Origin of the sequence: Paraoerskovia marina (genome assembly GCF_900105445.1) — a bacterium.
GTDB lineage: Bacteria > Actinomycetota > Actinomycetes > Actinomycetales > Cellulomonadaceae > Paraoerskovia > Paraoerskovia marina.
The window spans coordinates 2,469,063-2,483,844 of the sequence record NZ_LT629776.1 but is presented as its reverse complement, the minus strand read 5'-3'; the positions used below and the strand labels follow the sequence as shown (position 1 = coordinate 2,483,844).

The 14,782-nt window shown below is 71.1% G+C and carries 14 protein-coding genes; 3 read left to right on the top strand and 11 right to left on the bottom strand.

The window, feature by feature from the left end:
• The first annotated feature begins 157 nt into the window (after nucleotides 1-157).
• Nucleotides 158-1,651 (top strand): helix-turn-helix transcriptional regulator, encoded by a 1,494-nt coding sequence (locus tag BLU20_RS11295; RefSeq protein WP_029252334.1) that lies wholly within the window; start codon nucleotides 158-160, stop codon nucleotides 1,649-1,651.
• 19 nt (nucleotides 1,652-1,670) lie between these two features.
• On the opposite strand, the gene nhaA is transcribed toward BLU20_RS11295, so the two are convergent.
• The 6 genes from nhaA to BLU20_RS11265 form a co-directional block, all read right to left on the bottom strand.
• Nucleotides 1,671-3,014, bottom strand: a complete 1,344-nt coding sequence (gene nhaA, locus BLU20_RS11290) for a Na+/H+ antiporter NhaA (RefSeq protein WP_231959207.1) — start codon at nucleotides 3,012-3,014, stop codon at nucleotides 1,671-1,673.
• Nucleotides 3,015-3,077: 63 nt separating this feature from the next.
• On the bottom strand, nucleotides 3,078-3,656 hold the full coding sequence (locus tag BLU20_RS11285; protein WP_083372570.1) for a DUF1697 domain-containing protein: 579 nt from the start codon (nucleotides 3,654-3,656) through the stop codon (nucleotides 3,078-3,080).
• The gene (locus BLU20_RS11280) at nucleotides 3,653-5,131 is read right to left on the bottom strand and encodes an amidase (RefSeq protein ID WP_083372569.1); all 1,479 of its coding nucleotides are present in this window, start codon (nucleotides 5,129-5,131) and stop codon (nucleotides 3,653-3,655) included. Before BLU20_RS11280 ends, BLU20_RS11285 begins: the two co-directional genes overlap by 4 nt.
• Nucleotides 5,132-5,166: 35 nt before the next feature.
• Nucleotides 5,167-5,952, bottom strand: a complete 786-nt coding sequence (locus BLU20_RS11275) for an amino acid ABC transporter ATP-binding protein (RefSeq protein ID WP_083372568.1) — start codon at nucleotides 5,950-5,952, stop codon at nucleotides 5,167-5,169.
• A 5-nt stretch (nucleotides 5,953-5,957) separates the two neighbouring features.
• The gene (locus BLU20_RS11270; protein ID WP_331713055.1) at nucleotides 5,958-6,776 is read right to left on the bottom strand and encodes an amino acid ABC transporter permease; all 819 of its coding nucleotides are present in this window, start codon (nucleotides 6,774-6,776) and stop codon (nucleotides 5,958-5,960) included.
• A gap of 2 nt (nucleotides 6,777-6,778) precedes the next feature.
• Entirely contained in the window at nucleotides 6,779-7,630 is an 852-nt protein-coding gene (locus BLU20_RS11265) for a transporter substrate-binding domain-containing protein (RefSeq protein WP_157270442.1), read from the bottom strand.
• 633 nt (nucleotides 7,631-8,263) lie between these two features.
• On the opposite strand from BLU20_RS11265, the gene BLU20_RS11260 reads away from it, so the two are divergent.
• On the top strand, nucleotides 8,264-9,559 hold the full coding sequence (locus tag BLU20_RS11260) for a PhoH family protein (protein ID WP_231959376.1): 1,296 nt from the start codon (nucleotides 8,264-8,266) through the stop codon (nucleotides 9,557-9,559).
• 124 nt (nucleotides 9,560-9,683) lie between these two features.
• A complete protein-coding gene (locus BLU20_RS11255; protein ID WP_052366843.1) occupies nucleotides 9,684-9,944 on the top strand; it encodes a TM2 domain-containing protein in 261 nt (86 codons plus the stop codon).
• Between the two features lie 98 nt (nucleotides 9,945-10,042).
• Here the strand turns inward: BLU20_RS11255 and BLU20_RS11250 are convergent, their stop codons facing one another.
• Genes BLU20_RS11250 through xseA form a run of 5 tightly spaced genes read right to left on the bottom strand, consistent with a single transcriptional unit; the run spans nucleotide 10,043 to nucleotide 14,703 of the window.
• Complete coding sequence (locus BLU20_RS11250) at nucleotides 10,043-11,461, bottom strand: class II fumarate hydratase (protein WP_083372566.1); 1,419 nt, start codon at nucleotides 11,459-11,461, stop codon at nucleotides 10,043-10,045.
• A gap of 55 nt (nucleotides 11,462-11,516) precedes the next feature.
• On the bottom strand, nucleotides 11,517-12,152 hold the full coding sequence (locus tag BLU20_RS11245; protein WP_081829655.1) for a carbonic anhydrase: 636 nt from the start codon (nucleotides 12,150-12,152) through the stop codon (nucleotides 11,517-11,519).
• 39 nt (nucleotides 12,153-12,191) lie between these two features.
• Complete coding sequence (locus BLU20_RS11240; RefSeq protein ID WP_083372565.1) at nucleotides 12,192-13,121, bottom strand: carbohydrate kinase family protein; 930 nt, start codon at nucleotides 13,119-13,121, stop codon at nucleotides 12,192-12,194.
• Nucleotides 13,118-13,387, bottom strand: a complete 270-nt coding sequence (locus tag BLU20_RS11235; RefSeq protein WP_083372564.1) for an exodeoxyribonuclease VII small subunit — start codon at nucleotides 13,385-13,387, stop codon at nucleotides 13,118-13,120. Before BLU20_RS11235 ends, BLU20_RS11240 begins: the two co-directional genes overlap by 4 nt.
• The gene (gene xseA, locus BLU20_RS11230) at nucleotides 13,384-14,703 is read right to left on the bottom strand and encodes an exodeoxyribonuclease VII large subunit (RefSeq protein WP_231959205.1); all 1,320 of its coding nucleotides are present in this window, start codon (nucleotides 14,701-14,703) and stop codon (nucleotides 13,384-13,386) included. Before xseA ends, BLU20_RS11235 begins: the two co-directional genes overlap by 4 nt.
• Between the last annotated feature and the right edge of the window lie 79 nt (nucleotides 14,704-14,782).

Below are 14,782 nucleotides of genomic sequence, written 5' to 3'. Positions count from 1 at the left end.
TCGGGGTGTTCACGATGGGCCTCCTGAGCGACGATGCGGCGGAAAGTGCTGCACAACGAGAGTCCTTCACCGTCCAACCCCTCAACAACTGTGACCCGGGTAGAAGAAATCGACAGTTTCTGTTGATTGAACATTGTGGTGTGTGTCACCATCGCTCATGGCTATCTCCGGTGCGGGTCCGCGCAGAACCCCGAACGTTCCCGAAATCGCGCTCGACGACGAGCCCGACGCCCTCGTGATCGGGCGCCGCATCCGGCACCTGCGGACGCGGCAGGGCATGACGCTGGCGGAGCTCGCCGCGGCGATCGACCGCGCGCCGTCACAGGTCTCGACGCTGGAGAACGGCAAGCGGGAGCCCAAGTTCAGCCAGCTGCACCAGATCGCCCGCGCCCTCGACGCGAGCGTGGAGGACCTCCTCGCGCCGGCGGCGCCGTCGCGACGCGACGCCCTGGAGGTCGAGCTCGAGCGCGCCCAGCGGGGTCCGCTGTTCTCCTCGCTCAACATCCCCGGCGTCCGTGTCGGCAAGAGCCTTCCGGACGACGCCCTGTCGACCATCATCGCCCTCCAGCGGGAGATCGAGCGCCTGCACACCGAGCGTGCGGCGACCCCGGAGGAGGCGCGACGGGCGAATGCGGAACTGCGACGCCTCATGCGTGACCAGGACAACTACTTCCCGGAGCTCGAGGACGCCGCGCGCGAGCTCCTGGACGGCGTGGGGCACACCCGCGGGACGCTGTCCCAGCGCGTCGCCGCCGACCTCGCCGCCCATCTCGGGTTCACGCTGCACTACGTCAGCGACCTGCCGCACTCCACCCGCTCCGTGATCGACCAGCGCCACCACCGGGTGTACCTGCCCAGCACCGGGGTGCGCTCGACGTCGGACCCGCGCTCGGCACTGCTCCAGGCGCTCGCGAGCCACGTGCTGGGGCACCACGAGCCCACGGACTACGCGGAGTTCCTGCGCCAACGGGTCGAGGCGAACTACCTCTCGGCGGCGCTCCTGCTGCCCGAGCGCGACGCCGTCAAGCACCTGCGGGAGGCGAAGGACGCCCGCGCGATCTCGATCGAGGACCTGCGGGACCAGTTCGCGGTCGGCTACGAGACCGCCGCGCACCGGTTCACCAACCTCGCCACCCGGCACCTCGGGATCCCCGTGCACTTCATGAAGATCCACGAGTCGGGGGTGATCCACAAGGCGTACGAGAACGACGGCGTCCGGTTCCCCGCGGACCCGATCGGCGCGATCGAGGGTCAGTACGTGTGCCGCAACTGGACGGCGCGCGTGGTGTTCGGGATCGAGGACCGGCTGAGCCCCTACTACCAGTACACCGACACGCCGTCGGGGACCTACTGGTGCACCTCACGGGTCCAGGACACGCCCGACGGCGAGTTCTCCGTCAGCGTCGGCGTGCCGTTCGCGCACGTGAAGTGGTTCGCGGGGCGCGAGACCACCGAGCGCGACACCTCGCGCTGCCCGGACGAGGACTGCTGCCGTCGCCCGCCGTCGGCCCTCGCCGCACGCTGGCAGGACCAGGCCTGGCCCAGCGCACGGCCGCACGCCAGCATGCTCGCTGCGATGCCGACCGGGGCGTTCCCCGGGGTGGACCAGACAGAGGTGTACCAGTTCCTCGACGCCCACGCGCCGGCCTGACGCGTGGGCGGTCGAGAGACTACTTCTCCCAGACCTCGGGGTCGCCGATGTAGTGCTCGACGTTGTCGGGCTTGCCGTCGAGGTTCATGTCGTCGGTCCGCGCGTTGCGCGTGTCCCAGCGCAGCGAGATGGCGGCCATGATCGCGGCGGCGATCGAGGCGACGAGGATCGCGACCTTGGCGGCGTCGGTGTGCTCGTGGTCGCCGGGGAACGAGAGCTCGGAGATCAGCAGGGAGACGGTGAACCCGATGCCGGCGAGGAAGCCGACGGGCAGCAGGTCCCTGACGCCGATGCCCGGTGCGAGGCGCAGCGGCGTGATCCGGGTGACGATCCACGTGACACCCAGGACGCCGACGATCTTGCCGAGGATCAGTCCGGTGATGATGGCGATGGCCACGGGCTCCGCCAGGAGCTCTCCCAGGCCGCCCGCGTCGACCACCGAGATGCCGGCGGCGAAGAAGGCGAAGATCGGCAGGGCGATGCCTGCCGAGATCGGGCGCCACGTGTGCTCCAGGCTCGCCGTGCGCGGGTGGCGCTCGCCGAACTTCGCGATCGCGGGGACGGTGAAGCCGAGCAGCACACCGGCGATGGTCGCGTGGATGCCGGACGCGTGCATGAGGGTCCAGGCCGCGAACGCGAGGGGGACGAGGATCCACCAGTGCATCTTCTTGCGGCGGACGAAGAACGCGAACGCGGCGATCGCGACCAGCGAGAGTCCGAGCATGCCGAAGTGCAGCTCGTCGGTGTAGAAGATCGCGATGATGGTGATCGCGAGCAGGTCGTCGACGACCGCGAGCGTGAGCAGGAACGTCCTGACCGCCGTCGGCAGCCCCTTGCCGAAGACGGCAAGCACGGCGAGAGCGAACGCGATGTCGGTCGCGGTGGGAATCGCCCACCCGTCCGCGGCGGCCGAGTCTCCGGAGATCGCGACGATCACGGCGAAGATGATCGCGGGCACGGCCATGCCGCCGACCGCGGCGAGCATCGGGACGCCCGCCTCCTTGGGGTTCCGCAGACTCCCGGCGACGAACTCCTGCTTGAGCTCGAGCCCGACGACGAAGAAGAAGATCGCCAGCAGGCCGTCGGCCGCCCACGTCGTCAACGAGAGGTTCAGGTGCCAGGCCTCGGGGCCGAAGGTGGTCTCCGCCAGCGAGAAGTACGCCTCACGCCAGGGGGAGTTCGCCCAGATCAGGGCGATCGCCGCCGCTCCGATGAGGAGCGCGCCGCCCGTCGTCTCGCGAGTGACCCAGGACCGGGCCTTGTTCCGCGCGCGTTTCGTCGACGGTCCGATCCCGGTGCCGCTCGGGAGCGGGTACGGGTCGTCGTGGTCCGTCTCGGGGTTGCTGTCGGGCTCAGTGCTCACAAGGCTCCAGATACTTCGGCGACGGGATGCTGACGACGGTCTACAACCGTCGGGGCGGCCATTCTAGTCTTTCGACCGGCTGCCGGTGGAGTCGCCCGACTCCTGGGCCGCGGTCTCCGCCAGGTGGAGAACCGTCCGCCAGTTGCGCGTGGTCGACCACGTGCCGAGCAGCCGTTCCAGGCGCGGTCCGGTGAGCTTCGAGCGGCCGCTGCCGTCCGGGTACCAGAGATAGGTGACGGCACCGGCGGCGACGACCTGTTCGGGGCCGGTCGAGCTGACGTCGATCCGGCCGCTGCGCCCCGTCGCTCCGGGGTGGAACGCGACGAGGAGGCGCGACGGGTCGTCGCGGGCCTGGTCGGGGAACGGGTTCTCGGTGAGCACCTGACGGAGCCCGGCGGCGTCGAGCACGACGGCGTCCGTCTCGACCCCGAGCGTCGTCGCCAGCTCCCCCGTGATCAGCGCGCCGACCTCCTCGGACGTCGTCGCTTCCGACGTTCCCGGGGAGACGACGAGGTTGCCCGAGGCGAGGTACGTCGTCGGGTCGGTGAATCCTCGGGCGACGGCCGCGACGCGAAGCGCGGCGGACGGGACCTTCTTCGTCCCGCCGACGTTCACGGCGCGCAGGAGGACGACCCACCTCATGCGTGCACCGGCGGGACGTGCGTCGCCCAGGGCAGCGCGGTCTCGAGCTGGGCGGCGAGGGAGAGCAGGAGCGCGTCGTCGCCGAGACGGCCGGTGAGCATGCTCCCGAGCGGCAGCTCGACGCCGTCGTACGCGGCGCGATGAAGCGGCAGGCTGACCGAGGGGCGGCCGGTGAGGTTCGCGACGCTCGTCCACGGCGTGTAGGCCATCTGCGCGGCGAAGTCCGCCGCGGGGTCGGCGTCGTCGCGAATCGACCCGAGCGGGGCGGGCGGCTGCGCCAGGGTCGGGGTGAGGACGACGTCGAACGACTCCCACGACCGGGCCACCTCCCGCGTGATGAGCTGGACGGCCTCGAACGCGCGCGCGACCGACAGGCCGTCCACACCGCGCCCCGCGTCGCGCTGCGCCCGGGTCAGCGGAGTCAGGAGGTGCTCGACCTCCGGGGGGATCGGGGCCGAGAGCGCCATCGTCGACCAGAGGACGGCGAACGCGTCCCAGCGCTCGGCCGGGAACGGCAGCGGCGCCGGGGAGACGTCGTGCCCGAGCTCGGCGAGGAGCTCGGCGGTCTGGCGGGTCGCCTCGAGAACCTGCGGGTCGACAGGTGCGTCGGGGGAGATCACCGGGTCCGTGAGGACCCCGATGCGCAGGCGCCCGGGCCGCGCGGCGCAGGCGTCGAGGAACGTCGCGCCGGGCCGTAGGTCCGAGGGTCGAGGCAGCGTGAACGTCTCGCCCGGCCACGGGCGTGCGAGGACGTCGAGGAAGGCGGCGGTGTCACGGACGGTGCGGGTCAGCACCCCGTTCACCGCGAGCCCCGCGCCGTCGACCCCGTCCGGGCCGGGGGAGACCCGCCCGCGCGACGGCTTGAGTCCCACGAGGCCGCACGCGCTCGCGGGGATGCGGATCGAGCCCCCGCCGTCGCTGCCCTGGGCGACGGGCACCACGTGCGACCCGACCGCCGCTCCTGCTCCGCCGCTGGAGCCGCCCGCGGACCGCGACAGGTCCCACGGCGTCCGCGCCGGCGGCCCGGTGTCCGGCTCGGTGTACGGCGGCAGGCCGAGCTCGGGCGTCGTGGTCTTCCCGACCATCACGGTGCCGGCCGCGCGCAGGAGGCGGACGACACCGGCGTCGACCGGAGCGGGGTCGCCGGGCAGAGCGGCGGATCCCGCGCGGAACGGGACGCCCGCCACCATCGTCAGGTCCTTGACCGGGACGGGGACACCGAGGAACGGCGGGAGGTCCGCCGTCGTGCCGTCCCGGCGTGCGGCCGCCAGACGACGGTCCGCCTCCGCGGCCTGCTCGGCGGCCATCGCGTCGGAGGCATCTTTCGCGCCGGTGACGAACGCGCCCACGCGTGCGCCGACGTCGTCGATCGCCCGGCGCGTCGCGTGCAGGATCTCGGTGGCGGAGAACTCTCCGTCGCGGAGGGCAGCCGCCAGCGCGACGGCGTCGAGTGCGGGTGGGTGGCTCTGCGTCATTCCTCGACCCTAGAGCCGCCCACCCACGAGCGCCGTCAGAGGGCGCCCGCGTTGGTCGGGTCGAGCACCCGGCGCAGGAACTCCTGGGTGCGTTCCTCCTGGGGGTCGCCGATCACCTCGGCGGGCGTCCCCTCCTCCACGATGACCCCGCCGTCCATGAAGACGACGCGGTCGGCGACCTCGCGGGCGAACGCCATCTCGTGGGTCACCACGATCATCGTCATTCCCTCGTCGGCGAGACCGCGCATGACGGTCAGCACCTCGCCGACCAGCTCGGGGTCGAGGGCCGAGGTCGGCTCGTCGAAGAGCATCAGGAGCGGCGCCATCGACAGCGCGCGGGCGATCGCCACGCGCTGCTGCTGGCCGCCGGAGAGCTGCGCCGGCAGGGCGTCCTCCTTGTCGGCCAGGCCGACCCGCTCGAGGTTCATGCGTGCGACCCGCGTCGCCTCGGCGGCCGGGCGCCCGAGGACCGTCCGCTGAGCGAGGGTGCAGTTGCTCAGGGCCGACTGGTGCGGGAACAGGTTGAACTGCTGGAACACCATGCCGATGTGCCGTCGGGCCGCGTCGATGTCGCAGTCCGGGTCGGTCAGGTCCTCGCCCCGGACCACGACGTCGCCCTCCTGCGGCTCCTCGAGCATGTTGATGCAGCGCAGGAGGGTCGACTTGCCCGAGCCCGAGGGCCCGATGACGCAGACGACCTCGCCGGGGGCGACGGAGAAGTCGATGCCCCGCAGCACGTGGTTGTCGCCGAACGACTTGTGGAGGTTCCGGATGTCGACGAGCGGGGAGCTGGTCTCGGGAGTCTGTTCGTTGGACGTCATGCCAGTCACCGGCCCTTTGCCGTCGAAGCTTCCATGCGCTGCACCAGGATCGACAGCGGCAGCGTGATCACGAGGTATGCGAGCCCGGCCACGACCAGCGGCGTGACGTTGGCGAGCGCGTTCGCCTCGCTCTTGCCGAAGGTCGTCAGCTCGAAGTCGCTCAGCGCCAGACCGATGGCGAAGACCAGCGACGAGTCCTTCACCAGGATGATCAGCTCGTTGGTCAGTGGCGGGATCATGATGCGGAACGCCTGCGGGAGAACCACCTTGCGGGTGGCTGCGGCCGAGCTCATGCCCAGGGACCGAGCGGCCTCGACCTGCCCGCGGGGTACCGCCTGGACGCCCGCGCGCACCGTCTCGGCCACGTAGGCCGCCCCGACGATCCCGAGGGCGAGCCAGACGGTGCCGTACGGGTCGAACGGGATCGACATGCCCGGGAACGCCAGGGGCATCAGCGACAGCGCGATGAACACGATCAACGTCGGGAGCCCGCGGAAGAACTCCACGTAGGCCCGCGCGATCCAGCGGTACGGGCCCACCTCGGACAGTCGCATCAGCCCGAGGATCGTGCCGAAGATGAAGGCGAGGACGAACCCGCCGAGGGAGTACGTGACCGTGTGCAGCAGTGCCGAGCCCAGTCCGTCCGCCACCGTCTGCCGGGCGGCGTCGACGTTGAAGAAGACGTCGACGATCTGCCCCCAGTCCGCGATCGCCGCGGCCGCGACGATCGCGGCGACCAGGACGCCGTACTGCAGGACACGGATCCTTTGACGGCGCTTGCGCGGGCTCACCCGAGCCCGCGGCGCCGCTTCGGTGGATGTCACGGTCAGCTGTTCAGCTCGCCAGGAACGGCGCCGAAGTAGGTGGCGAAGATCTCGTCGTAGGTGCCGTCGTCCTGGGCGGCGGCGAGCACCTCGTTGAACCGCTCGAGGAGCGCGTCGGCGTTCTCGGAGTCCTTCGCGGCCATGAAGCCGTAGCTCTCGCCGGTGTCGAACTCCTCCGTGACGGTCGTGTCCGTGTTCTCCGAGGCGAAGAACAGCACCGTGCCGTTGTCGTTGATCGCGGCGTCGACCTTGCCGGTCTTCACGGCGTTCGCCTGCGAGAGGGAGTCCTCGAAGACGACCGTCTCGTAGCCGTACTCCTCGGCGTTGTCGTTCGCGTATATCTCGCCCGTCGTCCCGGTCTGGACGCCGAGCTGCTTCCCGTCCAGGTCCTCAAGGCTCTCGTAGCCCGAGTCGGCCGCGACGAGCAGCGCCTGCGTCGCGTTGAAGTACGGGTCGGAGAACGCCACGGACTCCTCGCGCTCGGGCGTGATCGTCGCCGCGCCCATGCCGAGGTCGCACTGGCCGGCGGCGAACGCCGCACCGCCGGTGATCTGCTCCCAGCCGGTGGAGACGACGTCGAGCTCGACCCCGAGGTCGTCGGCCACCAGCTGGGCGAGGTCGGCGTCGAACCCGACGACCTCGCCGTTCTCGGTGTACTCGAAGGGCTTGTAGGGGAGGTGGGTGCAGGCGGTGAGCGTCCCTGCCTCGACCAGCTCGATCCCGTCGGCGGTCATCGATCCCTCGGCGGAGTCGTCGTCGCTGGCGCAGGCACCGGTGAGACCGATGGCGGCGACGGCGATGACGGCACCGAGGGTCCGGCGACGCGCCGAGGTCCTGATGGTGGTCTGCTGCATGATGCTCCTCGTAGGTCGATGGAGTGCGTGGATCGTGTGATCACGGCGTGGATCCGCCGTGATGGTGTGTGACCATAGCCACACTTCTTCGGAACTGGCAAAGCGCTCCGGGCTCTCGCCGTCGCCTCCGCGGGCGAGCTGGGTGGTCCTCGTCGGGTTCGTCGTCCGGGTGTCGGCGGGCGTGCTCGGCGGGTGGCCAGGCCCGCAGTCTGCCGCCGCTCGCACGGTCCGGTGAACAGCAGATGACGATCACGTTCTGTCGTCGTGTTGGCCGCGCGATCCGAATGACATGGGCGTAGTTTTTGTGTGACAGACGACACACGTCGTCTCTCGGGAGGCAAGCCCATGCAGGAACATCTGCGCGCAGGAGGGCCGGTCACCCCGGCCCGAACGCACGGGTCGGCCGACCGCCCCACACGAGAGTCCGTGGCGCGCGACGCGGTCGGTCCGGGTGCAACACCCGCCCGGCCGGAGACCGTGGCACGGGTACGACGACGCTGACGCGTCATGAGGGAGCCTGCCGTGGACCAGATCGAAGAGTCTCGTACGACGTCGTCCCCCACCTCGACCGGCACAGGTGCTCCGGCGCCCGAGACGACGGGGCCACCGCCGTCGGGACGACGCACCTACGTCATCGACACGTCCGTCCTCCTCTCCGACCCCCGGGCGATCTTCCGGTTCGCCGAGCATCACGTGGTGCTGCCGGTCGTCGTGATCACGGAGCTCGAGGCGAAGCGGCACCACGCGGAGCTCGGGTACTTCGCGCGCAGCGCCCTGCGTGCGCTCGACGACCTGCGGGTCCAGCACGGCGGTCTCGACGCGCCGCTCCCGATCGGGACCGCGGGAGGGAGCCTGCGCGTCGAGCTGAACCACACCGACCCGAGCACGCTGCCCGCCGGGTTCCGCCTCGGTGACAACGACACGCGCATCCTCGCGGTCGCCGCGAACCTCGCCGCGGAGGGCGCCCACGTCACGGTGGTCTCCAAGGACCTCCCGATGCGGGTCAAGGCCTCGGCCGTCGGGCTCGCGGCCGAGGAGTACCGGGCCGAGCTCGCGGTCGACTCGGGCTGGACGGGGATGAGCGAGATCGACATCGCGGGTGAGCAGATGAGCGCGCTCTGGGAGCACGAGTCGCTCGAGCTGGCCTCGCTCGACCCGATGGTGCTCGAGAACGCCGGACCACTGCTCTGCCACACCGGCCTCGTCGTCCACTCGCCGGGAGGGTCTGCGCTCGGTCGGGTCACGGCCGACAAGCACGTCCAGCTCGTCCGGGGTGACCAGGACGTCTTCGGGGTCCACGGGCGTTCCGCCGAGCAGCGGGTGGCCATCGACCTCCTGCTCGACGAGTCCGTCGGTATCGTCTCGCTCGGCGGCCGTGCCGGGACGGGAAAGTCGGCTCTCGCGCTCTGCGCCGGGCTGGAGGCCGTGCTCGAGCACAACCAGCACCGCAAGGTCGTCGTCTTCCGGCCCCTCTATGCCGTCGGCGGCCAGGAGCTCGGGTACCTGCCGGGGACCGAGGGCGAGAAGATGGGGCCGTGGGCGCAGGCCGTCTTCGACACGCTCGGCGCGCTGGTCTCGTCCGAGGTGGTCGAGGAGGTCATCGACCGTGGACTGCTCGAGGTCCTTCCGCTGACGCACATCCGGGGGCGCTCGTTGCACGACTCGTTCGTGATCGTGGACGAGGCCCAGTCGTTGGAGCGGAACGTCCTCCTGACCGTGCTGTCCCGCATCGGGCAGTCCTCGCGGGTCGTCCTGACGCACGACGTCGCGCAGCGGGACAACCTGCGTGTCGGCCGGCACGACGGTGTCGCCGCGGTGATCGAGGCGCTGAAGGGGCACCCGTTGTTCGCCCACGTCACGCTGACGCGGTCGGAGCGGTCGCCGGTCGCCGCGCTCGTGACCGAGATGATGGAGTCGCTCGACATCTGAGGGTTCGGACGAGATCGGAAATTTCACCCGAAGATTCAGGTAACGGGATCTTTCGCACCATGCCGACTGTCGCTAGCCTGATCTCCGCACCATTTCGAGGTGCCCTAAAAACTGGAGATCGAACATGGCAACCGCTGCCTCCCCGCACGCCCCGCAGGCCCCCGTCGAGCCGTCGAGCCCGAAGCTGCTGCTTCCGGCCGTCCTGCTCTGCTTCTTCCTCGGGACGCTGGGCATCCACCGCTTCTACGTCGGCAAGATCGGCACCGGGGTGCTGATGATCGTCACCCTCGGTGGGCTTGGCGTCTGGGTGCTGGTCGACTTCATCATGCTGCTCATCGGCTCGTTCCGCGACAAGCAGGGCCTGAAGCTCACGCAGTGGACCTGACCCATCGCGAGGGGCTGACACCCCTCACCGCATGACACGCACCGCGGCCGCCCGACCAGAGTCTCTGGTCGGGCGGCCGCGGTGCTGCGGGCCGGTGCTCAGGCCTGCGGGGGGCGCGTCATCGACATGACGTCGAGTGCGGTGTCGAGCTGCTCCTCGGTGACCTCACCGCGCTCGACGTAGCCGAGGGCGACGACGGCCTCGCGGACCGTGACCTTCTCGGCCACCGAGTACTTCGCGATCTTCGCCGCGGCCTCGTAGCCGATCACGCGGTTGAGCGGCGTGACGATCGACGGCGAGGACTCGGCGAGCGCCCGAGCCTTCTCCTCGTTGGCGACGAGACCGTCCACGGTCTTGTCCGCGAGGACGCGCGAGGCGTTCGAGAGAAGTCGGATCGACTCGAGGGTGCCGAGCGCCATCACCGGGATCTGCACGTTGAGCTCGAAGGCGCCGCTCGCACCCGCCCACGCGACCGTGGCGTCGTTGCCGACGACGCGGGCGGCGACCATGAGCACGGCCTCGGGGATGACCGGGTTGACCTTGCCCGGCATGATCGAGCTGCCCGGCTGCAGGTCGGGGATGGCGATCTCGCCCAGCCCGGTGTTCGGGCCGGAGCCCATCCAGCGCAGGTCGTTGCAGATCTTGGTCAGCGAGACCGCGATCGTGCGCAGCGCACCGGAGAGCTCGACGAGCCCGTCGCGGGCGCTCTGGGCCTCGAAGTGGTCGCGCGCCTCCGTCAGGGGCAGCCCGGTGTCCTCGCGGAGCAGCTCGATGACGCGCTGGGGGAACCCTGCCGGGGTGTTGATGCCGGTGCCGACGGCGGTCCCGCCCAGCGGCACCTCGGCGACGCGGGGGAGCACGGCGTCGAGCCGCTCGATGCCGTAGCGGACGGCGGCGGCGTACCCGGCGAACTCCTGGCCCAGCGTGACCGGCGTGGCGTCCATCAGGTGCGTGCGGCCGGACTTCACGACGTGCGCGAACTCCACCGACTTGGCCTCGAGCGACGTCGCCAGGTGCTCCAGCGCGGGCACGAGGTCCCGGACGACTCCGGCCGTCGCGGCGACGTGCACCGACGTCGGGAAGACGTCGTTGGACGACTGCGACGCGTTGACGTGGTCGTTCGGGTGGACGCCGTCGCCGAGCGATCGCGTCGCGAGGGTGGCGAGCACCTCGTTGGTGTTCATGTTCGACGACGTCCCCGACCCGGTCTGGAAGACGTCGACCGGGAAGTGGTCGTCCAGGCCGCCGGCGGCGACCTCGTCGGCGGCGGCGACGATCGCGTCGGCGATGCTCTGGTCCAGGACCCCGAGCTCGGCGTTCGCGCGGGCGGCAGCCTTCTTCACACGGGCCAGTGCCTCGATATGGCCCCGCTCCAGTGGGGTGCCGGAGATCGGGAAGTTCTCGACCGCGCGCTGGGTCTGCGCCCGGTAGAGGGCGTCCGCCGGGACGCGCACCTCACCCATCGTGTCGTGCTCGATGCGGAACTCGCCCTCGGGGGCGTCATGAGAAGCAGTCATGCCCCTATGTTGCCGCACTCCGAGGACGAGTTCCGCACCGCGGCTCGTGCGCAGGCTACTCGCCGATGTCGCCGATCGACTCCACGAGGCGGACGCGGCCCTCGGTGAGCTCGTACTCGAGCCCGACGATCGCGCACCGGCCCTCGTCGACGGCCTTGGTGATCGACGCGGAGGTGCCGTACAGGAGCGAGACCGTGCTGCGGACGTGCTCGTGGAGCAGCATCTGGGGGTCGACGACGCCGCTCTCGCTGTCCCGGACCGTCTTGCCGGCCGAGGTGAGATTGACGATCGACGGGATCACCTTGTCCACCACGCTGCGCACGAACCCGGGAGCCGTCTCGCCGGTCTCCAGCGTGTGCGCCGCCGCGGCGACCGCCCCGCACGAGTCGTGGCCGAGCACGACGATCAGGGGGGTCTCGAGCAGCGCGACACCGTACTCGATCGACCCGAGCACGGACGTGTCGACGACGTGCCCCGCCGTGCGGACCACGAACAGGTCGCCGAGCCCGCGGTCGAAGATGATCTCGGCGGCGACCCTCGAGTCCGAACAGCCGAACATGACCGCGAAGGGATGCTGCTGCGCACTGACCTCGGCGCGGCGCGCCGCGTCCTGCGAGGGGTGGTCGGGCGTTCCGGCGACGAACCGCTGGTTGCCCTCCTGGAGTGCCGTCCATGCCTGCTGGGGTGTCATCGTCATGCCTGCATTTTCACTCATTCGCGGGGGTGACTGCTACCAGTTCTCAAGCTCGGCCCGCGTCGGCGGCTGTGCGCCACGCCGCGTGACCGTGAGGGCCGCGGCCCGTGTGCAGTGTGTCAGGACGCCCTCGATCACCTCGGCGCCTGCACGGCGCAGCGACTGCCGGTGCCCGGCGCCGAGGAGGTCGCGCTCCCACAGTCCGTCGATGAGCGCGCCCATGAACGCGTCACCTGCACCGACCGTGTCGACGACGTCCACGGGAACCCCGGCGACGCGGACGGTGTGCTCGGGCGTAAGGGCGACGGCGCCCTCGTCGCCGAGCGTCACGACGACCAGCGACGGACCGCGGCCCACCCAGCGGCGCGCCGCGTCGATCGGGTCCGTGCCGGGGAAGAGCCAGGACAGATCGCTGTCGCTGGCCTTGACGACGTCCGCGACGTCGACGATCGCGTCCGCCCGTCGGGCGGCTTCGGCCGGGTCACCCATGAGCGCGGGCCGGACGTTCGGGTCGAACGACACCGTCGAGTTCGGCCGGGACTCGGTCAGGAGGGAGACCACGTCGCCGTGCGCGCGGGCGTCGAGGGCCGCGATCGACCCGGCATGGACGCACGGCGTCGCCGCGCTCAGCGCTTCGTGAGCACCCCGCGGGACGGAGAACGCGACGTCGAACCGGTAGGTCGCCTCGCCGTCGTCGTCCAGGGCCGCCGTGGCGACCGAGGTCTCGAGCGCCCCGTCGCTGCCATCCACGAGCCCCACGCCGCACTTCGTGAGCCACCTGCTCACCAGGTCGCCGTACGCCCCGTGCCCCATCCACGTCGCCAGGTCGACCGGGCGGCCCAGGCGCCCCAGCGCGATCGCGACGTTCGCCGGACTCCCGCCCGGGTGCTCCGAGACGGTGCCGTCCGGGCGTCGCACGATGTCGACGAGAACCTCGCCGACGACCAGGGCCGCGCGGGTGCTCATCGGCCGTCGGCCTCCGGGCCGTCCTTCGCCGACGAGGAACTGCCCGCCTGGGCGGCGTCGATCCGTTCCCTCGCCCCGTCCAGCCAGGTCTGGCACCGGTTCGCCAGCGCCTCGCCGCGCTCCCACAGCGCGAGCGACGCCTCGAGCGGTTCGCCTCCGGACTCGAGGCGGGCCACGATGCTGACGAGCTCGTCGCGCGCCTCCTCGTACCCGAGCTGTGCGACGTCGGCGGTTCCGGAGTCGGGAGTGGTCGGTTCAGTGCTCACGAGATTTCCTGTCCAGTGGTTGAGGCGGTGGGGTGTGCGGAGGCGCCCCGGGTCGTGGGGACGGCGGGGCCTGACGTCGTCGAAGTCGCCGCGGCGTCCACCTGACCGTCCGCAAGCCGGACGTGCAGGCTGTCACCGGCGGTGACGTCCCCGACGGAGCGGACGAGCACGCCCGTGGAGGTCTGCACCAGCGCGTAGCCGCGGGAGAGGACCCGGTGCGGGGACAACGCTCGCACCTGCCCCTCGAGACGGCCGATCTCGGCCTCCGCGCCGAGCACGCGGCGGCGGACGGCGTGGCGTGCCCGCTCGATGTCTGCGTGCACGCGCGTCTCGCGGTCCTCGACCATCGTCGCCGGCCGGGCGAGGACGGGACGCGAGCGGGTGGCGGTGAGTCCGTGCTGCTCGCGGTCGACGAGGCGCTCCAGCGCACGCGCCATGCGTTCGCGGCTCTGGGCGATCCCGGCACGCTCGGCGGCGACGTCGGGGACGATCGTCTTGGCGGCGTCGGTGGGGGTCGACGCGCGGTAGTCGGCCACGAGGTCCAGCAGCGGCGCGTCCGTCTCGTGACCGATCGCGCTCACGACCGGCGTGCTTGCGGACGCGACGGCACGGACCAGCTTTTCGTTGCTGAACGGCAGGAGGTCCTCGACGGCCCCGCCACCGCGCGCGATCACGATCACCTCGACCTCGGGCCTGCCGTCGAGCTCGGCGAGCGCGGCACTGACCTGGGGGACGGCGTCGGCGCCCTGGACCGCGACCTCACGGATCTCGAACCGGACGTGCGGCCAGCGCTCGCGGGCGTTCGCGACGACGTCGTGCTCAGCCTTCGAGTCACGCCCGCAGATGAGGCCCACCACGGCCGGCAGGAATGGCAGCGGCTTCTTGCGCTCCCGGTCGAAGACGCCCTCGGCGGTCAGCACCCGACGCAGCTCCTCGATCCGGGCCAGGAGCTCGCCGATGCCGACCGTGCGGAACTCCTTCGCCGCCATCTGGAGGGAACCGCGCTTGAGCCAGTACTCCGGCTTGACGTGCGCCACCACGGTGGACCCCTCTGACATCGGGGCGGTGGTGGCGTCGACCGTGCGGGTGGAGGCGTTGACGGAGACGGAGATGTCGAGGTCGGCGTCGCGCAGCGTCAGGTAGGCGCGGGTGCTGCGCCGGTTGAGCTGGACGACCTGCCCCTCGACCCAGACCGGCGGCATGCGGTCGATGTACGCACGGATCTTCTCGGCGATCAGCCGCACCGGCCACGGAGAGTCGGGGGTCGTGTCCAGGGCCTTCTCGGGCACCCGGCGTGCGGCGGAGTCATCGGTCACGGGGTCCACCCTGCCCCATGGCACCGACATCGGGCATCCGGGCCGCGGTGCCCCACGGTGGGCGTGCGACCTCCTAGAC